This window comes from Stenotrophomonas sp. YJH_SMC_36 (assembly GCF_059369935.1).
Genome location: NZ_JCAFTD010000008.1, coordinates 1 through 21,156, shown reverse-complemented (window position 1 = coordinate 21,156; position 21,156 = coordinate 1). Strand labels below are relative to the sequence as shown.

Below are 21,156 nucleotides of genomic sequence, written 5' to 3'. Positions count from 1 at the left end.
ATGGGCTCGGCTCTACAGGTGGCGCCTTACAACCAGGGCAGGATCCAGTGGTCGATCAGCAGGAAGGCGAACAGCGCCATCAGATAGACGATGGAGTACTGGAACATCTTCATCGAGAACAGCTCATCCGGCGGATCCAGCATGCGCCACGCATACCAGAGGAACACCGCGTTGAGCACGATCGCACCGCCCAGGTAGAACGGTCCGCTCATGCCCACCAGATAGGGCAGCAGGCAGACCAGGGCCAGCACCACCGAATACACCATGATCTGCCTGCGGGTATGCACCACGCCGTGGGTCACCGGCAGCATCGGGATCTTCGCCTTGGCGTAGTCCTCACGGCGGAAGATCGCCAGCGCCCAGAAATGCGGCGGCGTCCAGATGAAGATGATCAGCACCAGCAGCGACGAGTACGCCCAGTCCGAAGAGCCCTGCATTCCGGTGACGGCGGCCCAGCCCAGCATCGGTGGCATCGCGCCGGCCAGACCACCGATGACGATGTTCTGCGAGGTCGCACGCTTGAGGTAGACCGTATAGATCACCGCATAACCGATCAGCGAAGCGAAGGTCAGCACGGCGGTGATCACGTTCACCCACAGCACCAGGATCGTCATCGACAGCACGATCAGCGCGCCGGCGAACACCAGCACCTGCCACGGCTTGACCTTGCCAACCACCAGCGGCCGCCACGAGGTGCGCGCCATCTGCGCATCGATGTGCGCATCCAGCAGCTGGTTGATCGCAGCCGCAGCCGAGGCCGCCAGCCAGATGCCGAGGAAGCCGAGCAGGCCCGCGCGTACCTGTTCCCAGCTGGGCACGCCTGGAATGGCCAGGACCATGCCCACCAGGGCGGTGAACACGATCAGGGCGACGACCTTGGGCTTGGTCAGGTCCCAGTACTGGCGGTAATTGGAGAACATCGGATCAGTCCGGGGCACGCAGGCGGGCCAGCAGGCTGACCAGCACGAACAACAGGGCAACGGCCACGCCGTTGTGCGCCACCGCCACTTCCAGCGGCAGCGCCAGCTTCACGTTGAGGATGCCGAGGGTGACCTGCAGCACCAGCAGCACGATCAGCGCAGTCGCCCAGCCCCGCATGCTCGGCAGGCGGAACAGACGCACGCCCAGCCACAGCAGGTAGGCAGCCACCACGATGGCGAACAGGCGATGCGCCAGCTGGATGGCGATGCGCGAGGCGCCATCGAGCACGCCCCCTTCGTAGTCCACGCCGATGCCACGCCACAGGGTGAAGCCTTCGACGAAGTTGTGCTGCGGCCACCACTGGTTGGCACAGCGTGGGAAGTTGTCCAGCGAGGCGCTGCCGCCGCCGCAGGCGAGCGCCGCATAGTTGGCACTGACCCAGCCGCCCAGTGCGATCTGGGTGACCAGCACGACCACGGCGGCACGCAGCAGCCACTTCAGCCTGGGCGCCTCGGCCAGCGTGATCGGCAGATGCGTGGCCCGCCACGCCAGCCACACCAGCAGGCCGAACATCAGCATGCCGCCCAGCAGGTGGCCCATCACCACGATCGGCTTCAGCAGCAGCGTCACCGTCCACATGCCCAGCAGGGCCTGGAAGATCACCACCGCCAGAGTCAGTACCGCCGCGCGCGCCAGATCGATGTTGTTCCAGCGCAAGGCGGCGATCAGCAGTATCGCCTCACCACTCAGGGCCAAGGCACTGGCCGTTGCATGCCAGCCCATCATGTACAACGGTATGCCGGCAGCCACCAGCACGCAGGCGGTGACGACCGCCGCGGTTCCGAACCGGCGCCTGCGCGTGGCCAGCAGGGCCAAGGTAAGGATCTCGATGCCCAGCGCGCCGGCCAGGAAGCGGTGAACCTGCTCGCGCCAGGCCTTGTGCGTTTCCAGAGGACGGATATCGGCGGCCGGGTGGCCAACCGTCTCCTCGATGTGCTGCGGCCAGGTCGCGCGGCCATAGCAGGTCGGCCAGTCCGGGCAGCTCAGCCCCGCATCGGACAGACGGACGAAGGCACCGAACATGATCGTGCTCGCGGTCATGATCATGGCGAACCACGCCAGGCGGTGGAAATTGCGGTGCAGCGCCGGACGCGCGGAAAGGCTCATCAAACAGGACTCACTTCAGTTTCAGCAACGTGGCCATGTCCTTGCGCAGGCCCCCGAGGTCGCTGCCCGGGGCATGGCGCATGATCACGAAGCCGTTCGGATCGATCACGTAGACCGGCAGGCCAGCCGGATCGTCGACGCCGGGCAGGGCCGCGCGCAGCGCTGGCGACGGTGCCAGCGGCCGCAGCGCGGGCAGCGAGGCGATCGACGCCGGTGGCGGACCCAGCCACAGGATCTCGACATTATCGGCGTTATGGCCGAACAGCTGCCACACCTTGCCCAGTCCCTGCGACAAAGTGACGCACTGCGCGTCGCAGGCACCGGCCGGTGCCACCAGCAGGCGCCAGGTGCGCGCTTCCGGATTCCAGGGATAGGCCGTGCCGTCGGCCAGGGTCGGTGGCTGCTGGCGCAGGTCCACCGGGGGTTTGAGCAGCTGTCCACTGTTGCGGTGGCCGGTAGGCTGCCATCCGGAGAAGCGCAGCACGGCCGCCAGCGCCATTGCCCCGAAGAACACGGCGAACAACAGCACCAGGGTCCGGCGACCGGAACCGCGCGCCTGCGGGGATGTAGCAGTGTTCATGCGGGCATTTTCTCATGGTTGGACAGGGGATGCCGGGCGCCCGAAGTCGGGCCGGCGCTAGCGTGGAACGCGCCTGCTGCGCCCTTCCAGCACCAGCGCAACCACCAGCACGGTCAGCGCCAGGCCGAACCATTGCACGGCGTAACCCAGGTGGCGCTGCGGGGGCAGCGTGTTCGGCAGCAGATCGAGGTCGCGTTCATCACCGAAGGGCAGCGCCGGATCAAGCCGCAGCACGCGCTCCGGCAGTGCGGGCAGCCCCAGCGCCGTCGCCAGGCCCTCGGCAGGCAGCCGGCTGGCCAGCCAGCGCTGCGCCTCACCGGTTGCAGAGAACGCCGGGCCCAGCGCCAACCCTGCCGACGGCGGCGGCGCCAGCAGCCCGCGCACGGCCACCGGCGAAGGCGGCGGCGGCAGGTCGGGGAGCGTGCGGTCGGCGGGCAGCGCGCGCCAGCCGAGGTCGACCAGCAGCACGCTGCCGCCGTCGCTGCGGAAGGGGCGATAGATCTTCACCCCGGCCCGGCCGTGCCGGGTCTGGTTGTCCAGCAGCACCACGCCCGGCAGGAAGCGGCCATGGTCGGCCACGCCATGCAGCGCGCCCGGCGCCGCCAGTGCCTGCGCCAGCGGAAGTGCCTGCGCCGCAGCGGGGCCCTGCGCATCCAGCATGGCCTGCTTTGCATGCATGCGCTGCAACTGCCACAGGCCCAGCGCGGTGAATCCCGTGATCGCCACCAGCGCCAGCAGCCAGCCGATCACCCGCGTGTGCTGGCGCATCATGACAAGTCCGCGCAAACGAGGTCAGATAGGCACATCCACCCTGCCCTCGAGCCGCGCATGAGTGATTCGCTGAAGACCCTGCTGGTGATCGCGTTTCTGATCGTCATCGTCTGGAACCTGGGCGCCGGGCTGTACTACCTGCTGGTCGACCGGGGCCAGACCAAGCGCACGGTCAACGCACTGACGCGCCGCATCGCGGTGTCGGTGGCGTTGATCGTACTGGTGATCGTGAGCATCTACATGGGCTGGATCAAACCGCACGGCATCGGTGGCTGAGTACGCCACCGGCACCGGCGCTTACAGCACGTAGACGAACAGGAACAGCATCAGCCACACCACGTCGACGAAGTGCCAGTACCACGCAGCGGCCTCGAACGCGAAATGGTTGTCGCGGGTGAAGTGCCCCTTTGCCGAGCGCAGCCACATCACGATCAGCATGATCGTGCCCAGCAGCACGTGCGCACCGTGGAAACCGGTCAGCATGAAGAACGTCGACCCGTAGATGCCCGAGCCGAGCGTCAGGTTCAGCTCCTTGTAGGCGTGGATGTACTCCTCCGCCTGCAGGGCAAGGAAGCCCAGGCCCAGCGCCACGGTCAGGCCCAGCCAGACCAGCAGCTGGCGACGGTGCCCGGCCTTCAGCGCATGGTGGGCGATGGTGAGCGTCACGCCGGAAGTCAGCAGGATCAGCGTATTGATCAACGGCAGGCCCCAGGCCGGAATGGTCTGGAAGGCCCCGCCGATCGCCGCCGGGCCGTTGGTGGGCCACCCCGCGGAGTAGCCCTGCCACAGCAGCTCGTTGGTCATCACCCCGCGTCCCTCGCCGCTGAGCCAGGACAGGCCCAGGTGGCGGGTGTAGAACAGTGCGCCGAAGAATGCGCCGAAGAACATCACCTCGGAGAAGATGAACCAGACCATGCCCATCCGGAACGAACCATCGACTTGGCGGTTGTAGTTGCCGGCCTGCGATTCGCGCACCACGTCGCTGAACCACCAGAACAGGGTCAGCACCAGCATCGCGATGCCGATGTAGAACGTCCAGCGCCCCCAGCTGGCATCGTTGAGCCAGCTGGCCACGCCCACCATGGTCACCATCATCGCGATGGAGCCCACGAATGGCCATTTGCTCTGGGCCGGGACGAAGTACACGTTGGCGTCGGTCGGTGTCTGGGCCATGTCGTTATCCGGGTCAGGGAGCGGCGTGCGCGCCTTCCGAGGTGGCGGCCGGAGCCAGCCGATCGGACAGCGCGTCGTTGCGGTAGAAGGTGTAGGACAGGGTGATCGTCTTGATTTCCGGCGGCAGATCCGGATCGACGATGAAGCGCACCGGCATGTCGCGCTTCTCGCCGGCCTGCAGCGTCTGCGCGGTGAAGCAGAAGCACTCGGTCTTGCTGAAGAATCCGGAGGCACGTGCTGGCGCGACCGAGGGCACCGCACTACCGACGATCGCCTGTGGGCCGTCATTGCGGGCGTAATACAGCGCCTCGTTCAGCTCACCGGGCACCACGTCCATGGTCAGCTGCTCGGGATGGAATGCCCATGGCAGCCGCGAATTGACCCCGCCATCGAACTCCACCCGCACGGTGCGCTTTGCGGTGGCAGCCCCCACGCTGGCCTCGCTGCCCGGGCCTCGCTCCAGGCGCACGCCGAACACCTTCTCGCACGCGATGCGATACAGCGGCACCAGCGAGAAGGTCAGCAGGAACACGGCCACGGCAACGCCGATCAGGCGCGGCAGGCCGGCGCTGGGCGACGGTGTGCTGGCCGGCGTCGGGCTCATCGTCCGATCACCCCGCTGAGAATGAAGGTGGCATAGACCAGTACAGCGATGGCGCCCACCACGACCGCCGTGCGCCGGGCACGCCGGCGCTGCTGTTCGATGCCCTGAGTCTCGCCGCCGGACAGCCGGGCCCTGCCCGGCTGCTCTTCGACAGCCGAGCCGGGCTCGGCTCTACAGGTCTGGAGCGGGCTCTCGTTATGCATGCCCCACCTCAATGCGTGATGTCGTCATGCGCCAGATCGCCCGGGCGCAGGATCGGCGGGGTGGTGAAGGTATGGGCCGGTGCCGGCGACGGCAGCGTCCACTCCAGGCCACGCGCACCTTCCCAGGACCGATCGGCCGCCTTCTCGCCATTGCGTAGCGAGGACAGCAGGATCGCCGCCATCATGAAGGGCGTGACGAACATGCCGAATGCGCCGATCGAGCTGATCAGGTTCCAGTCGGCGAACGCCACACTGTAATCGGGAATACGGCGCGGCATCCCGGCCAGGCCGAGGAAGTGCTGCGGGAAGAACAGCAGGTTGACGAACACGATCGACCACCAGAAGTGCACCTTGGCCCACTTCTCGCTGTACATGCGACCGGTCCACTTCGGCCACCAGTAGTACACCGCGGCAATCAGCGCGAACACTGCACCGGTCACCAGCACGTAGTGGAAGTGGGCAACGACGAAGTAGGTATCGTGGTACTGGAAGTCGGCGGCGACGATGGCCAGCATCAGACCGGAGAAGCCGCCAATGGTGAACAGGATGACGAAGGCCACCGACCACAGCATCGGCGCCTCGAACGTCAGCGAGCCACGCCACATCGTGCTGACCCAGTTGAAGACCTTCACGCCGGTCGGGATCGAGATCAGCATGGTGGCGAACATGAAGTAGATCTCGCCGCCCAGCGGCATGCCCACGGTGAACATGTGGTGGGCCCAGACGATGAACGACAGGAAGGCGATCGCAGCCGTGGCGTACACCATCGCCTGGTAGCCGAACAGGGGCTTGCGGCTGAAGGTGGGAATGATTTCGCTGACCACGCCGAAGGCGGGCAGGATCATGATGTACACCTCGGGGTGGCCGAAGAACCAGAAGATGTGCTGGAACATCACCGGGTCACCGCCACCGGCGGCGTTGAAGAAGCTGGTGCCGAAGAACTTGTCGGTCAACAGCATGGTCACCGCACCGGCCAGCACCGGCATCACCGCGATCAGCAGGAAGGCGGTGATCAGCCAGGCCCAGCAGAAGATCGGCATCTTCAGCAGGTCGATGCCCGGCGCGCGCATGTTGAGCACGGTGGCGATGATGTTGATCGCGCCCATGATCGAACTGATGCCGGCCACGTGGATGGCGAACACAGTGAAGGCCACGTTGTAGCCGCCCTGCAGCGACAGCGGCGGATACAGCGTCCAGCCACCGGCCGGCGCACCTCCGGGCAGCAGGAAGGTGAGCAGCAGCAGGCTGAAGGCCACCGGCAGCAGCCAGAACGACCAGTTGTTCATGCGTGGCAGGGCCATGTCCGGCGCACCGATCTGCAACGGCACCATCCAGTTGGCCAGGCCGACGAAGGCCGGCATCACTCCGCCGAAGATCATCACCAGTGCGTGCACGGTGGTGAGCTGGTTGAAGGTTTCCGGCCTGACGAACTGCAGGCCCGGCTGCATCAGCTCGGCGCGGATGATCACGCTCATCGCCGCGCCGATGATGAACATGATGAAGCTGAAAAGCAGATACAGGGTGCCGATGTCCTTGTGGTTGGTCGAGAAGAACCAACGCTCGAAGAAACCCGGGTGGTGGTGGTGATCGTCGTGCCCAACTGCCGAGTGCGCCATTGCAAAACACCTCTCAGAATCGGTTGTCGCCACGGCCGCAGGCGGCCGCGGGATTTACATCACGCGCCGCTGGCCGCGGTGGCAGGGGCGGCACCCGCTTCGGCGGCGGCAGGTTCGGCCGGCGCGGCAGGCGTCTCCGCCGCAGGCGCAGCCGGTTCGGCCGGGGCTGCGGCCGGCGGTGCCGGCTTGCGCTGCGCCAGCCACTGCCTGAACTCCTCCTTGGACACGGCCTCGACCACGATCGGCATGAATCCGTGGTCCTTGCCGCACAGTTCAGCGCACTGCCCGCGATAGACGCCCGGCTGCTCGATGCTGGTCCAGGCCTCGTTGATGAAGCCGGGAATGGCATCCTGCTTCCAGCCCAGCGCCGGCACCCACCAGGCGTGGATCACGTCGTCGGAGGTGATGACGAAACGGACCTTGGTATCGACCGGCAGCACCAGCCGGTTGTCGACATCCAGCAGGTAGTGGGGATGGCTCTCGCGCGTCGGCACCTTGCCACTCTGCCGCATGCGGTCCGACTCGCGGTCCAGGCGGCTGGTGAAGGTGACGTTCTCGCCCAGGTACTCGTACTTCCACATCCACTGGTAGCCGGTGACCTTCACCGTCATCTCGGCATCGCGGGTGTCGTACATCTTGATCAGGTTGGCCGTGGCCGGCCATGCCATCACCACCAGGATGATCACCGGGATCACCGTCCAGATGATCTCGGCCTTGGTGTTGTGGCTGAAGGTGGCTGCGACCGCCCCCTTGGATTTGCGGAACTTGAAGATGGCGTAGGCCATCGCCCCGAACACGATCACGCCGATCACCGTGCAGACGATCAGCGAGAGATTGTTCGACTCCCAGGCCAGGCGCGAGGTCTGGGTTACCCCCTTGCCCATGTTCAGCTGCCACGGCTTGGGATCGGCCGCCTGGGCCCATGCCATCGCCGGAACCCATCCCCCGGCCACCACTGCGGCGGCCATTGCAACGCACTTCGTGCCCCACCTGCTGCTTTGCTTCATTGCCTAGACCCTTAGCGTCGTCGGTTGCCGCCATCGCTGGCGGCGAGCAAGCCTTCAAGTGTCTCTGCGAGCGTCTGACGTTCGGCCGGCGCGAGGAAACTCCCCACCTCCACCTGCCGGCCGCTGGACGCAAGCCGGACCCTCTCATCGTCGGCGAGCAGGCGCACCCAATGCGGGTGAGCCCGGAACACCGGCAATCCACCGGGTACGGGGATGACCTCCACATACGCCGGCACTACCCGGATTTCCTCCTGCCGTTCGCCGCTGCGCCACAGGGCGCGTAACGCGGCTGCCAGCAACAGGCTGTACAGCAGCGCGAACAGGGGGGCGAATGCATTGCCGGCCAACCACCCCAGGGCGGAGACCAGCCACATCGCTCCCGACAACACGGTGAACAACAGGACGAACTGCCGGGCATCGAGCGCCCGTGGGGGACGCAGCCGCAGCTGCGTACCTGACCCATCTGGAGCTGGAAGCACCTCGATCATGTCGCAACCGCGTTCCTGCCGCGGGAAACGTCTCGATGGTAGCCCCGCCGTCTCACCGGTAGCAAGGGTGCATTCACACTTTTTGCCATGCTGCAATACAGCATTCGCCCGGCGCCGCAAATGACGAATTCAGCACAAATAGTGTCGCGCTTGCTGAACACGCTGAATCCACCACCGTTAGGGGCTATCAGCATTCACGAAGGCGGCCGCGGGGCACTTCCGAAGGGCGCAAAAATGATTAAAATCGCCAAGTTTTCCATTGGCCGGACCGGCATGAACGCACCCTCCTCCTCCCTTGCCGCCCACGACGCCCTGCGTCCCGGCGCGCTGCTGTCGCCGGAACTGCCGGCGTCCCCCAACCCGTTCCGCCAGGCCATTACCGACGCCTGGCTGAAGGACGAGGCCAGCCACGTCCGTGAGCTGCTGGCGCAGGCCCGCCTGCCCGCCGAGGAACAGGCCCGGGTGCAGGCGCTGGCCGCCGATCTGGTCGGCCGCGTGCGCGTGCGCGCCAAGGACCAGGGCGCGATCGAAGCCTTCATGCGCCAGTACGATCTGGGCAGCGAGGAAGGCGTGCTGCTGATGTGCGTGGCCGAAGCGCTGCTGCGCATTCCGGACCAGGACACCGCCGACAAACTGATCCGCGACAAGCTGGCCGACGCCGACTGGGAAAAGCACCTGGGCGGCAGTGACTCGGTACTGGTCAATGCCTCCACCTGGGGCCTGATGCTGACCGGCAAGCTGGTGCAGATGAACGATGCCACCCGTGCCGACGCACCCAGCGCGTTCAAGCGCCTGGTCGGACGCGTGGGTGAGCCGGTGATCCGCCTGGCCGTGCGCCAGGCGATGAAGATCATGGGCCATCAGTTCGTCATGGGCCGCACCATCAGCGAGGCGCTCGCGCGTTCGCACAAGGGCGACAACGCCAGCTATCGCTATTCCTTCGACATGCTGGGCGAAGGTGCCCTGACCATGAAGGATGCGCTGCGCTATCTGGAAGACTACCGTCGTGCGATCCACGCCATCGGCGGTGACCACAAGGCACGCGGCGGCCGTCCCGACGGCGACGTCAACAACGCACCGGGCATCTCGATCAAGCTGTCGGCGCTGTACCCTCGCTACGAACATGCCAAGCGCGAGCGCGTGCTGAAGGACCTGGTGCCGGGCGTGCTGGAACTGGCGCAGCTGGCCAAGAGCTACGGCATCGGCTGCACCGTCGACGCCGAGGAGTCCGACCGCCTCGAGCTGTCGCTGGACATCATCGAGCAGGTGTTCTGCGACGCCTCGCTGGCCGGCTGGGACGGCTTCGGCGTCGTGGTGCAGGCCTACCAGAAGCGCACCCCGTACACGATCGACCACTTGGCCGACATGGCCCGCCGTGCCGGTCGCCGCCTGCAGGTGCGCCTGGTCAAGGGCGCCTACTGGGATGCCGAGATCAAGCGCGCGCAGATCGAGGGCTACCCGGGCTACCCGGTGTTCACCCGCAAGCAGAACACCGACGTGTCCTACTTGGCCTGTGCCAAGCGTCTGTTCACGCATGCCGATGTGATCTACCCGATGTTCGCCACCCACAACGCGCACACCATCGCGGCCGTGCGCAGCATTGCCAACGGCGGCGTGTACGAGCACCAGAAGCTGCACGGCATGGGCGACGATCTCTACGCCGAAGTGGTGCCGGCCGATCGTCTCGGCCTTCCCTGCCGCGTCTATGCACCGGTCGGATCGCATGAGGATCTGCTGCCGTATCTGGTGCGGCGCCTGCTGGAAAACGGCGCCAACTCCAGCTTCGTCAACCGCATCACCGACGAACGCGTGCCGATCTCCGATCTGATCCGCGATCCGGTCGAGATGGTGTCCTCGTTCGAATCGATTCCGCATCCCAAGATCCCGCTGCCGGTTGACCTGCTGCGCAGCCAGAACCACGACAGGAAGAACTCCATGGGCGCCAATCTCGCCAACGACAACGAACTGCGCGCCCTGGCCGGGCAGCTCAACGCGGCAGTGAAGCCGTGGCAGGCCGCGCCGCTGGTGCCGGGTGCGACCCCCGCAGGCGCGCCGCAACCGGTAACCAACCCCGCCGATACCCGCGAAGTGGTCGGCCAGTGGCTGCCCGCCGATACCGCCACCGTGCAGAAGGCGCTGGCCAATGCCGTGGCCGCGCAGCCGGCCTGGAACCGCACCCCGGCAGCAAGCCGCGCCGCCATTCTCGAGCACGCCGCCGACCAGCTCGAAGCACGCATGCCCGAGTTCATGGCGCTGTGCGTGAAGGAAGCCGGCAAGAGCCTGCCCGACAGCATTGCCGAAGTGCGTGAAGCGGTCGACTTCCTGCGCTACTACGCCAAGCAGGCACGCGAGCAGTTCGGACATGCCGAGAAGCTGCCGAGCCCCACCGGCGAATCCAACGAGCTGCAGCTGCACGGCCGTGGCGTGTTTGTCTGCATCAGCCCGTGGAACTTCCCGCTGGCGATCTTCCTGGGCCAGGTGGCCGCCGCACTGGCTGCCGGCAACAGCGTCATCGCCAAGCCGGCAGAGCAGACCAACCTGGTCGGCTACTACGCCGTGAAGCTGCTGCATGACGCCGGCGTGCCGGCCGAGGTGGTGCAGTTCCTGCCGGGCGATGGTGCCACCGTCGGCGCGGCGCTGACCGCCGATCCGCGCGTGGCGGGCGTGGCCTTCACCGGCTCCACCGACACCGCACGTGCGATCAACCGTGCGATGGCCGCGCGTGATGCCGCCATCGGCGTGCTGATCGCCGAGACGGGTGGTCAGAACGCCTTCATCGCCGACTCCTCGGCGCTGCCGGAACAGCTGGTCAAGGATGCGATCGGTTCGGCCTTCACCTCGGCCGGACAGCGCTGCTCGGCCGCACGCGTGCTGTTCGTGCAGGACGACATCGCCGACAAGGTGATGACCATGCTGGCCGGCGCCATGAAGGAACTGAAGGTCGGCGACCCCGGCCTGCTGTCCACCGACGTCGGCCCGGTGATCGACGCCGATGCGCTGAAGATCCTGCAGGACCATGCCGAACGCATGGACCGCGAAGCGCGCCTGATCGCTGCGGCTGAACTGTCCGCCGAGGCTGCCCACGGCACCTTCTTCGCACCGCGCGCGTACGAACTGAAGAACCTGGGCCAGCTGCAGAAGGAGATCTTCGGGCCGGTCCTGCACGTCATCCGCTGGAAGGGTGAGCAGCTGGACGCGGTGATCGAGCAGATCAATGCCACCGGCTACGGCCTGACCCTGGGCGTGCACTCGCGCATCGACGAGACCGTCGATCGCATCACCAACGGCATCCAGGTCGGCAATGTGTATGTCAACCGCAACCAGATCGGTGCAGTGGTCGGTGTGCAGCCATTCGGCGGCCAGGGCCTGTCCGGCACCGGACCGAAGGCCGGTGGCCCACATTATCTGCTGCGCTTTGCCACCGAGAAGACCGTCACGGTGAACACCACGGCCGCTGGTGGTAACGCCTCGCTGCTGACGTTGGGCGACTGATCACCGGGTTGATGTGGCCAACGAAAAACCCCGCGGAAGCGGGGTTTTTTGTGCTTCGCTTGCTGTAGAACCGAGCCCGCGCTTGGCTTTTCCGGCGCAGCCGAGCGTGGGCTCGGCTCTACAGGGAGCCAGGTGCCGCCGTGGCCTCGGCACGCATCAGATTGCGCCAGTGGCGCAACGCCACCAGTGCATTGATCCAGAAACCGACGTACAGGATCGACGTCAGGTGCAGGCCACGGCTGTAGTACAGGGGCACGGCGATCGTGTTGACCAGCAGCCACACCCACCACGATTCCAGCTTGCGGCGCATCATCAGGATCTGCGCGATCACGCTCAGCACCAGTACCGCCGAATCGACGTAGGGCGCATAGGCGTGGGTCAGGCGGGTCAGCATCCAGCCGTAGCCGAACGTGGCCAGGGCCGCCGTCGGCAGCAGCCACATTCCCGTGCGCGGGCGCAGCGAGGTGATCGGCAGCGGTGCGCCGTGGTTGCCACGCAGCCATTGCCACCATCCCAGCACGCTGATGGCGATGAAGAAGAACTGCAGCACCATGTCGGCGAACAGGTGTGAGCGCTCGAAGACAACGGCGAACAACGCGCAGCCGACGATGCCCAGCCACCAGGTGTGGACGTTGTTGCGTCCCGCCAGCAGGATCGAGCCTGCGACCGCTACGTTGGCGGCCAGCTCCAGCTGGAAGTTCGGATCGGACAGGTTCATGCGGCCATTGTCGTAGATCCACAGCCCGCGTGGATGCGCGCTGCACAAACAAAAGGCCCCGCTTGCGCGGGGCCCTTCGTGTACTGGATGAGGCCGAAGCCTGGATCAGAACTTGTACTGCAGCGATGCGGCCAGCACGTCGCCACTGACCTTGTACTTGCCGATGACGGTGTTGGCCGTCGCCGAGGTCGAGTAGATGTCCGGATCCTTGGTGAACAGGTGGGTGTAGCCCACGCTGTACTCCAGCTTGTCCGACGCTGCGTAGGTCATACCCAGCGACAGCCACTTGCGGGTGGTGTCCGGCACGCGGACGTCACGGTGCTCGTAGGTGGTCGGGGTCTGATCGTAGGCCAGGCCGCCGCGCAGGGTCAGCTTGTCGTTGACCTTGTAATCGGTACCGATCGCCGCGAAGGTGGTATCGCGGTAGTGGAACGGCAGCACGCTGTCCGGCTGGTTGGAGTCATAGTCGACGGTGACCTGGTCGAACTTGCTCCACGCAGTACGGGTGACTTCAGCCATGACCTGCCACTGGTCGTTCACCCGATGGGTGATGCCGACGGTCGCGCTGGCCGGCAGGGTGATGGTGGCGCGGCCGTTGCTGTCGATGAAGGTGCCGGTATTGGCCAGGAAGGCCGCGGCATTCTGCGGAATGGTGAAGTCGGCGGTGCCGTCGGTGATCTTGTGTTCGACCTCCGAGCGGTAGCTGAAGGCGATGTTGGTGCCTTCCACCGGGCTGACGGTCATGCCCAGGGTATAGCCGACCGACACTTCGTCACCCTTGATGCGCAGGTAGCCATCAGCGGTGCCCGGAGCGAAGCCCAGCTGGGCCGCCTGGCGGGCAGCAGCCTGCGACGCAGCAGCGGCCTGGGCCGGAGTACCACCGGCCTGCAGCACGCGGGCGGCAGCCTGGCGCTGGGCCGTGGCGTTGATCGCGGTGCCGGTGTCGACGGCGCTGGTCAGGTCAACGTTCAGGCGCTCGGCGAACACCGAAGCACCAAACGACAGGTACGGGTTGACGTCGTACGAGAACGCGACGCCCAGGTCGATCGCCTGCAGTTCGGTCTTGACGCCGTTGTAGCGGCCCACCCAGTCACGGTCGTATTCGGTCTTGAAGCCGAACGGAACGGTCAGCGAGGCACCGAAGTGCATGTTCTCGTTCTCGCCGAACGGCAGGTGGAAGTAGGCCGCCGGGACCGGGGCGATCATGCCGGCGTCGCCGCCGTTGCCACCCGAGATCGGCGCGCCGTTGCCGTATTCGCCACGGCCGCGGAACTTGGCACCGAAGCTGATCGCGCTGACGTCGCCCTGCAGCAGGGTACCGTCGAGCAGGCGCATGGAGGCCGGGTTGGTGGCGATGACCGAGGCGTCACCTTCGGTCGAGGTGGAGCCGGCGAAGGCGCGGCCCAGGCCCTTGGCGCTGTTTTCCTTCAGCTGGAAGGCAGCAGCGTTGGCGTCGGCGGCGGCCAGCGCACCGGCAACGCCGACGGCCAGCAGGGTCAGACGGGCAATGGTGGAAGCGGTTTGCATCGTAGTTCTCTCTCCGGTAAGCGGTGATGTTGCTCTGAGTGCGCCTGCGCCCGGCAGGCCCTGGGGCCCATCGGAGCGCGCCGGATTCCCCTCCCGACATACGACGCCGTATGCGAGTATTACCCAGAGCCGTTAATGAAACAATAACAGCGGCGGCGCTTTTTTCGTCGCAAAACCTGAACAGGAGCGCCCCCGCCACGGAGCCCGGCGCGCTAGGCTTGTCGCCATGTTCGTTTCCCTTCCGTCGCGCAAGAAGGCCGCCCTGCGCTGGGCCACACCCGTGCTGTTTGCGGCACTGTGGCTGGCTTTCCTGTGGTCGATCTCACGGCCGGATGATGCCAGGGGCAGCCTGTGGCTCGACTGGGGCGCGCTCTCCACCGGGCTGACCCATCCGCTGGACTGGTGGGCCACCCTGCAGGACGGCAGCGTGCTGCGCCTGTTCACAGCCCTGTTCCTGCATGCGGACTGGTCGCACCTGCTGGGCAATCTGGTCTTCCTGCTGATCTTCGGCCTGCCGGCAGAGCGGGTACTGGGGCCATGGCGCCTGTTGCTGCTGTTCCTGGTCGGCGGCGCGGTCTCCAACTTGGTGGCGATCTACACCATGGGCAGCCCGGACCAGATCATCATCGGTGCCAGCGGCGCGGTGTCGGCCCTGATCGGCGCCTACCTGGCCCTGTTCCCGGGCGCGCGACTGGGCGTGGTGATTCCCCTCGGCCTGTTCCTGGAGTTCGTACGCGCCCCGGCCTATCTGCTGATCGGCGTATGGGCAGCACTGCAGGTGGTGTTCGCCTATATCGGCCCGACCTTCGGCATGGTGGCCTGGTGGGCCCACATCGGCGGCTTCGTGTTCGGCGTGGTGTATGGCGTGTACGTGCGCGCAGCGATCGCGCGCCGCCTGCGCAAGCGGCACGGGTTCTAGGCAACCGGCCGGCGCCGCCGGGCGTGGCCCGGCGCTGCCTCAGGGCTTTGCCGGGGCCGGGCTCGGCTTTGCTTCCGGCTTTGCTTCCGGCTTTGCTTCCGGCTTGGCGGTCGCCGCGTCGGCGGCCTTTTCCGCTTCCGCCTTCGCGGCTTCGGCCTTCAGTCGCGCGGCCACCGAACCGGGATGCTTCAGTTCGGCGAGCGCATCGTTGATCGGGCCATCGCCCGGCAACACCGCGCCTGCCCGATAACCTTCGGTTCCTTCATCGTCGCCGCGCAGATGACCCGGCAGGGTGGCTTCGCTGTAGTCGCTCAGGCTGGCCGGCAGCGCGTCATCCTCAGGGCGCGGCGCAGGCTTGAGCTCCACATCCGGCACGATGCCGGTAGCCTGGATCGACTTGCCGCTGGGCGTGTAGTAGCGCGCCGTGGTCAGCTTCACCGAATCGCCGTTGTCCAGCGGCAGCACGGTCTGCACCGAGCCCTTGCCGAACGTGCGGCTGCCAACCACGCGTGCGCGGCCATTGTCGCGCAATGCACCGGCCAGCACTTCCGAGGCGCTGGCCGAACCCGCATCGGCCAGCACCACCACCGGTGCGCCCTTCAACAGGTCGCCCGGCGTGGCGTCGAAACGCGCATCGCTGATGCTGATGCGGCCCCGCGTACTGACGATGTTGCCCTTGTCCAGCAGATCGTCGGCCACCTGCACAGCGGCGGTCAGCAGGCCACCCGGATTGCTGCGCAGGTCCAGCACCAGCCCCTTCAGCGTTCCACCGGACTGCTTCTGCAGCTGCTGCACATGCTTCTGGAAATCCGAACCGGTGTCGGCCTGGAAGGTACTCAGGCGGATGTAGCCATAGCCCGGTTCCAGCAGGCGGCTGCGCACGCTGGTGACGCGGATCGTCTGCCGGGTCAGGCTGACATCGAAAGGCTTCGGCCGGCCGTCGCGCACGATGGTCAGCACCACCTTGCTGCCGGCCGGGCCCCGCAGCGGCTCACTGGCATCGATCGCACTGATCGGCTTGCCATCGATGGCGATGATCAGATCGCCCGCGAGGATGCCGGCCTTGGCCGCCGGCGTGTCATCGATCGGCGCGATCACCTTCATGCTGGCGTTGTCCGGCTGCTGCTGCAGCTCGACGCCGATGCCCTCGTAGGCACCGGAGGCCTGCTCGTCGAAGGCCTGCGCATCTTCCTTGTTGAAATACGTGCTGTGCGGGTCGAGGTCGAGCAGCAGGCCACGGACCGCCGACTGCATCAGCTTGTTGTCGTCGACCGGGTCGACATAGGCCGCGCGCACCGCGTTGTACACCGCCACGAAACGGCGGATGTCTTCCAGCGGCACCTTCGAGGTCACCGCCTCCTCGCTGCTCGCCGCCTGCCCGCTGTTCGCAGCGGTCGGGGCCGGCGCGGTCTGCTGCGCCCAGGACAGCGCTGGCAACAGGGCCAGCAAGAGGGTGGCGGTACGGGCTGCGCGCATGGAGCACTCCTGTCGACGGTGGCATCGTGCCCAAGGCACAGGCACCGATTATGCGCGAAGCACAGCTAAATTCCCGTTGAACCCACGCAGTCCGTGCAGGCCCCGGGTTCAGCGGCGCTGCAGCCAGCTGTCCGGATTGACCGGCTGCCCGCCACGACGCAGCTCGAAATACAGTGCGGTCACGCCCTGGCCGCCGGAGTTGCCGACCTTGGCGACCGCATCGCCACGGCTGACCCGCGCACCTGCATCCTTCAGCAGCGTGTCGTTATGCGCATAGAGGCTCATGTAGCCGTTGCCGTGATCGACGATCAGGATCATGCCGTAACCGGTCATCCAATCGGAGAAGACGACCGTGCCATCGGCTACCGCGGTCACCGTGCTGCCGGCCGGGGCACCGATCAGCACGCCGCTGCTGGTGCGGCCATCCGGCAGCTTGCCGCCATAGCGTGCCAGCAGGTTGCCCGACAGCGGCCACCCCAGTCCCCCCACCTTCGGTGCCGGCGCCGATGCCACGGCCGGCGGCACCTTGGTCGCCGGCGGCGGTCGGCCTTCGGCGGCGGCCTGGCGTGCAGCGCGTTCGGCGGCGGCCTTCTCCGCGGCAGCCCGGCGCGCTGCCGCGCGACGCTCGGCTTCGGCCCGCGCTGCGGCCGCGCGCAGATTGGCCAGCAGGGTTTCCAGTGCCTTGGCATCCTGCCCCAATGCCTGTTCCTTCTCGCGCCGGTCCTTGAAGCGTTCGTCCAGCGAGGCCACGGTCTGCGCACGTTCGCGACGATCGGCCGCCAGCGCAGCCGCCTGCTGCTTCTGCTCGCGCTGGGTCCCCTGCAGCTGCTGCTGGCGTTCGGCAATCTGTGCCTGCAGCGCCTCCAGTTCCTTGAGATCGGCAGTCAATGCGGTGATGCGCTGCGCGCGCTCGCGCTGCAGGTACCGGTGGTAGGCCAGTGCACGGTTGGCATCGGCCACCGTGTCCTGTGACAGCAGCAGCTTGAGCGGGGCGTGGTTGCCCAGCTGATAGGCCGCGCGCAGCAACCCGGCCAGTTCGCGATGCTGCTGCGCCAGGTTGGACTGCAGGGTCGTGCGACGTCGCTCGGCCTCGGCCAGTGCCTGGTTCTGCTCGCGCAGCGCCGCCTCGGTCTGGGCCAGCACACGGCCGCTGCGGGCCACCTTCTCATCGGCCGCGCGCAGCTGCTGAGATGCCTGGCCACGCTGGCCCTCAAGCTGGCGGCGCTCCTGCGCGACGCCCTTCAGCTCGCTGCGCAGCTTCTGCAGCTTGCGCTCCGTTTCGCGCGTGTTCTGTGCACCTGACGGAAGCGGCAGCGCCAATGCCAAGGCCAGCCCCAGCAGCAGGCAGCGCCCGCCGCGGGCAGCGGCGATGTGATGTCGGCGTGAGGGGAAGGCGTTGTTGCGCAAGGGCTTTCCAGTGACTTCAGGCAGTTGCAGGGGCGATTGGGGAATGGTGACATCAACGCACGCGGCCTGCCAGCCGCACATCCACCGAGGGACCCATGAACATTCGATCCATTCCGCTGCTGTTGGGCGTGCTGCTGGCCAGCAGTCCCGCCTGGGCACAGGACAACATCAGCAAGGTCAACGGCAGCATCACCGCCGAAGCCGGGCAGCGCTACGGCAAGCTGGATACCGTCAACGGCGGCATCCGCGTCGGTGAAGGCAGCGAAACCGGCAGCATCGATACCGTCAACGGTGGGGTGAAGGTCGCCGACCGCGCCCGTACCGGCAGCATCGAAACGGTCAACGGCGGGGTGCGCCTGGGCCGTGAGGTGATCGCCCGCGGCAACGTCAGCACGGTCAATGGCAGCATCTTCAGTGATCGCGGCAGCCAGATCGAAGGCGGCGTGGAGACCGTCAACGGTGGCATCGGCCTGGTCGAGAGCCGCGTCAGCAAGGACGTGGAAACCGTCAATGGCGATATCACCGTGGGCATCGGCTCCCAGGTCGACGGCGGCGTGCGCGTGCGCAAGCCCAGCTTCAGCGTCTCGCTGACGGCCGTCCGCAAGCCGCGGGTCATCATCGGCCCGAACGCCGTGGTCAGTGGCGCCCTGCACTTCGAGCGGGACGTGGTGCTGTACGTGCACCGCACCGCGCGCATCGGCCCGGTCAGCGGCGCCGATCCCATTCCGTTCGACAGCGAAACCGCGCCGGCGGACTGAGCCCAACGATTCGGGGATACTCCCCGTTCCCGGCCGCACCACCATGCGGCCATCCCTTGTTTCCCAGGAACCGATGATGCCCCGCAAACTCCTCCTGTGCCTGGCCGCCGCGGCCGCGCTCAGTGCCTGCAAAGGCAATGACTCCCCGGCGCCGAGCGCCGGCACCGACAGTACCGCCCCGTCCACCGCGACCGCGGGCCATGCGTTCTCGCCGGAGATCAATGCCACCGATTTCGCCGAGATGGTCAAGACCCTGGCCTCCGACGAGTTCGAAGGGCGAGCACCGGGCAGCAAGGGCGAAGAGCTGACGGTCAACTACATCCGCGACCAGATGCAGCGTATCGGCCTGCAGCCGGGCAATGGCGACAGCTGGTTCCAGGACGTGCCGATGACCGAAACGACGGCCGATGAGTCCACCGTGCTGAAGATCAACCAGGGCGGCAAGACCACCGAACTGAAGTTCGGCACTGACATGGTGGTCGGCACGCGTACCGGCCAGGCCGAGATCAGCATCGATGCCAGCGACCTGGTGTTCGTCGGCTACGGTGTCGATGCACCGGAACAGAAGTGGAACGACTATGCCGGCCAGGACTGGAAGGGCAAGACGGTCGTCATGTTCGTCAACGACCCGGGGTTCCACGTCGATGACGAAACCCTGTTCGACGGCAAGCGCATGACCTATTACGGCCGCTGGACCTACAAGTTCGAGGAGGCCGCACGCAAGGGCGCCGCTGCTGCCCTGATCGTGCACGACACGGCCGGCGCCTCCTACGGCTGGGACGTGGTGAAGAACTCCTGGGCCGGACCGCAGTACGACCTGCCGGCCAAGGACGATCCGGAAGCACGCATCCCGGTGCAGGGCTGGCTGAGCGCCGACGCCGCACGCTCACTGTTCGCCGCCGCGGGCCTGGACCTTGACCAGGCCTACAAGGACGCCAGCAAGCGCGGCTTCAAGCCGGTGCCGCTGAAAGCCACCGCATCCGTCGACCTCAAGAGCCGTATCGCACAGAAGCAGTCGCGCAACGTGGTCGGCGTCCTGCCGGGCACCAAGCGTGCCGATGAGGCCGTGCTGTACATGGCCCATTGGGATCATCTGGGCAAGCACGAGGGCGAGGAAGGCGACAACATCTACAACGGTGCGATCGACAATGCGACCGGCGTGGCAGGCATCCTGGAAGTCGCCGAAGCGATGGCCCACCAGGATCCGAAGCCGGAGCGTTCGGTGGTGTTCCTTGCCGTGACCCTGGAAGAATCCGGCCTGCTCGGCTCCAAGTACTACGTTGCGCATCCGACGTTCCCGCTGGACAGGATCGCCGGCGTCATCAACATCGACGCCATGTCCGTGGCCGGCCGCGCCAAGGACGTGACGGTGACCGGCTTCGGCAGCTCCGAGCTGGAAGACATCCTCAAGCCGCTGGCGGCGGCCCAGGGACGCACCCTGCACGGCGAAAGCTCGGTACAGAGTGGCTTCTACTTCCGTTCCGACCACTTCAATTTCGCCAAGGCAGGCGTCCCGGCGCTGTACGCCGACGGTGGCGAAGATCTGCGCGAAGGTGGGGTGGAAGCCGGCCGCAAGGCAGCAGCCGACTACGGCGCCAACCGCTACCATGGCCCGAAGGATGAGTTCGATGCGGCGAGCTGGAAGCTGGACGGCACTGTCGAAGACCTGCAGCTGATGTACGGCGTCGGCAAGGAGCTTGCCGGTGGCGACCGCTGGCCGAACTGGTATGAAGGCAATCCCTTCAAAGCCGCCCGCGACACGATGATGAAGGCCAAGACCCCGGCCCGCTAACGTCGCGCCATGCTCGACTGAACGCTATCGAGGTCAGAGCGGCGCCCTACGGGGCGCCGCTTTTTTTGTGCGATCGCAGCTCAGTGGCCGCTTTCCGCGCATAAAGAAAAACCCCGCTGCGCGAGCAGCGGGGTTTTGGGTGTAAACCCTGGCGATGACCTACTCTCGCATGGCTTGAGCCACACTACCATCGGCGCGGCTGCGTTTCACTTCCGAGTTCGGGATGGGATCGGGTGGTTCCACAGCGCTAATTTCACCAGGGAGACGGTTGCAGCAGCGCCTGCGGCGCCAGCTTCGCGATCTTGCCCTTGGGGCGGAAGCCACCCGGAAAATGCAGTGCCTTCATTAAAAGGAAAAACCCCGCTGCGTGAGCAGCGGGGTTTTGGGTACAAACCCTGGCGATGACCTACTCTCGCATGGCTTGAGCCACACTACCATCGGCGCAGCTGCGTTTCACTTCCGAGTTCGGGATGGGATCGGGTGGTTCCACAGCGCTAATTTCACCAGGGAGGCTTTTGGAGAGTCGCACTCGTCCCG

The 21,156-nt window shown here is 66.4% G+C and carries 19 protein-coding genes and 2 rRNA genes; 5 read left to right on the top strand and 16 right to left on the bottom strand.

Features of this window, described 5'->3' with window-relative positions; genetic code table 11:
• Positions 1-26: 26 nt before the first annotated feature.
• From cyoE to AC5P76_RS15670, 4 genes are read right to left on the bottom strand one after another with little or no spacing between them, the layout of a single operon-like run.
• Positions 27-920 (bottom strand): heme o synthase, encoded by an 894-nt coding sequence (cyoE, locus tag AC5P76_RS15685; protein WP_053519487.1) that lies wholly within the window; start codon positions 918-920, stop codon positions 27-29.
• 4 nt (positions 921-924) lie between these two features.
• Positions 925-2,088, bottom strand: a complete 1,164-nt coding sequence (locus tag AC5P76_RS15680) for a COX15/CtaA family protein (RefSeq protein ID WP_065175445.1) — start codon at positions 2,086-2,088, stop codon at positions 925-927.
• A gap of 10 nt (positions 2,089-2,098) precedes the next feature.
• Complete coding sequence (locus AC5P76_RS15675; RefSeq protein ID WP_053519489.1) at positions 2,099-2,668, bottom strand: redox-active disulfide-containing membrane protein; 570 nt, start codon at positions 2,666-2,668, stop codon at positions 2,099-2,101.
• 57 nt (positions 2,669-2,725) lie between these two features.
• Positions 2,726-3,439, bottom strand: coding sequence for an SURF1 family protein (locus tag AC5P76_RS15670; protein ID WP_065175446.1), 714 nt, complete (start codon positions 3,437-3,439; stop codon positions 2,726-2,728).
• A gap of 57 nt (positions 3,440-3,496) precedes the next feature.
• Between AC5P76_RS15670 and AC5P76_RS15665 the strand changes: the two genes are divergently transcribed.
• A complete protein-coding gene (locus AC5P76_RS15665) occupies positions 3,497-3,715 on the top strand; it encodes a twin transmembrane helix small protein (RefSeq protein WP_008264755.1) in 219 nt (72 codons plus the stop codon).
• 21 nt (positions 3,716-3,736) lie between these two features.
• Here the strand turns inward: AC5P76_RS15665 and AC5P76_RS15660 are convergent, their stop codons facing one another.
• The 6 genes from AC5P76_RS15660 to AC5P76_RS15635 are packed head-to-tail and all read right to left on the bottom strand — an operon-like array spanning position 3,737 to position 8,530.
• Positions 3,737-4,612: a cytochrome c oxidase subunit 3 gene (locus AC5P76_RS15660; RefSeq protein WP_053519491.1), complete on the bottom strand. Its 876-nt coding sequence runs from the start codon at positions 4,610-4,612 to the stop codon at positions 3,737-3,739.
• A gap of 13 nt (positions 4,613-4,625) precedes the next feature.
• A complete protein-coding gene (locus AC5P76_RS15655) occupies positions 4,626-5,216 on the bottom strand; it encodes a cytochrome c oxidase assembly protein (protein WP_053519492.1) in 591 nt (196 codons plus the stop codon).
• Positions 5,213-5,419, bottom strand: a complete 207-nt coding sequence (locus tag AC5P76_RS15650; RefSeq protein WP_253119844.1) for a hypothetical protein — start codon at positions 5,417-5,419, stop codon at positions 5,213-5,215. Before AC5P76_RS15650 ends, AC5P76_RS15655 begins: the two co-directional genes overlap by 4 nt.
• A gap of 8 nt (positions 5,420-5,427) precedes the next feature.
• A complete protein-coding gene (gene ctaD, locus AC5P76_RS15645; RefSeq protein ID WP_053519494.1) occupies positions 5,428-7,035 on the bottom strand; it encodes a cytochrome c oxidase subunit I in 1,608 nt (535 codons plus the stop codon).
• A gap of 59 nt (positions 7,036-7,094) precedes the next feature.
• Positions 7,095-8,042 carry a cytochrome c oxidase subunit II gene (gene coxB, locus AC5P76_RS15640; protein ID WP_053519495.1) on the bottom strand — a complete coding sequence of 316 codons (948 nt, stop codon included), beginning with the start codon at positions 8,040-8,042 and terminating at the stop codon, positions 7,095-7,097.
• Between the two features lie 11 nt (positions 8,043-8,053).
• Positions 8,054-8,530 carry a DUF2244 domain-containing protein gene (locus tag AC5P76_RS15635; protein ID WP_065182572.1) on the bottom strand — a complete coding sequence of 159 codons (477 nt, stop codon included), beginning with the start codon at positions 8,528-8,530 and terminating at the stop codon, positions 8,054-8,056.
• 273 nt (positions 8,531-8,803) lie between these two features.
• On the opposite strand from AC5P76_RS15635, the gene putA reads away from it, so the two are divergent.
• The gene (gene putA, locus AC5P76_RS15630) at positions 8,804-12,022 is read left to right on the top strand and encodes a bifunctional proline dehydrogenase/L-glutamate gamma-semialdehyde dehydrogenase PutA (protein ID WP_193396594.1); all 3,219 of its coding nucleotides are present in this window, start codon (positions 8,804-8,806) and stop codon (positions 12,020-12,022) included.
• 118 nt (positions 12,023-12,140) lie between these two features.
• On the opposite strand, the gene pnuC is transcribed toward putA, so the two are convergent.
• Positions 12,141-12,740, bottom strand: a complete 600-nt coding sequence (pnuC, locus tag AC5P76_RS15625) for a nicotinamide riboside transporter PnuC (RefSeq protein ID WP_065175455.1) — start codon at positions 12,738-12,740, stop codon at positions 12,141-12,143.
• Between the two features lie 105 nt (positions 12,741-12,845).
• A complete protein-coding gene (locus AC5P76_RS15620; protein WP_065175449.1) occupies positions 12,846-14,267 on the bottom strand; it encodes an outer membrane protein transport protein in 1,422 nt (473 codons plus the stop codon).
• A gap of 226 nt (positions 14,268-14,493) precedes the next feature.
• Between AC5P76_RS15620 and AC5P76_RS15615 the strand changes: the two genes are divergently transcribed.
• Positions 14,494-15,186, top strand: a complete 693-nt coding sequence (locus tag AC5P76_RS15615; RefSeq protein WP_053520204.1) for a rhomboid family intramembrane serine protease — start codon at positions 14,494-14,496, stop codon at positions 15,184-15,186.
• Between the two features lie 39 nt (positions 15,187-15,225).
• Here the strand turns inward: AC5P76_RS15615 and AC5P76_RS15610 are convergent, their stop codons facing one another.
• Together AC5P76_RS15610 and AC5P76_RS15605 are read right to left on the bottom strand one after the other, a co-directional pair.
• Complete coding sequence (locus AC5P76_RS15610; protein ID WP_164151082.1) at positions 15,226-16,662, bottom strand: S41 family peptidase; 1,437 nt, start codon at positions 16,660-16,662, stop codon at positions 15,226-15,228.
• A gap of 108 nt (positions 16,663-16,770) precedes the next feature.
• On the bottom strand, positions 16,771-18,114 hold the full coding sequence (locus AC5P76_RS15605) for a murein hydrolase activator EnvC family protein (RefSeq protein ID WP_428992349.1): 1,344 nt from the start codon (positions 18,112-18,114) through the stop codon (positions 16,771-16,773).
• A 50-nt stretch (positions 18,115-18,164) separates the two neighbouring features.
• Here AC5P76_RS15605 and AC5P76_RS15600 point away from each other — a divergent pair, with 50 nt between their 5' ends.
• Entirely contained in the window at positions 18,165-18,827 is a 663-nt protein-coding gene (locus tag AC5P76_RS15600) for a DUF4097 family beta strand repeat-containing protein (RefSeq protein WP_053520207.1), read from the top strand.
• A gap of 76 nt (positions 18,828-18,903) precedes the next feature.
• A complete protein-coding gene (locus AC5P76_RS15595) occupies positions 18,904-20,619 on the top strand; it encodes a M28 family metallopeptidase (protein ID WP_193396593.1) in 1,716 nt (571 codons plus the stop codon).
• A gap of 146 nt (positions 20,620-20,765) precedes the next feature.
• Here the strand turns inward: AC5P76_RS15595 and rrf (AC5P76_RS15590) are convergent.
• Both rrf (AC5P76_RS15590) and rrf (AC5P76_RS15585) read right to left on the bottom strand, forming a co-directional pair.
• Positions 20,766-20,880: ribosomal RNA gene (gene rrf, locus AC5P76_RS15590) — 5S ribosomal RNA — on the bottom strand.
• Positions 20,881-21,012: 132 nt separating this feature from the next.
• Positions 21,013-21,127: ribosomal RNA gene (gene rrf / locus AC5P76_RS15585) — 5S ribosomal RNA — on the bottom strand.
• Positions 21,128-21,156 lie beyond the last annotated feature (29 nt).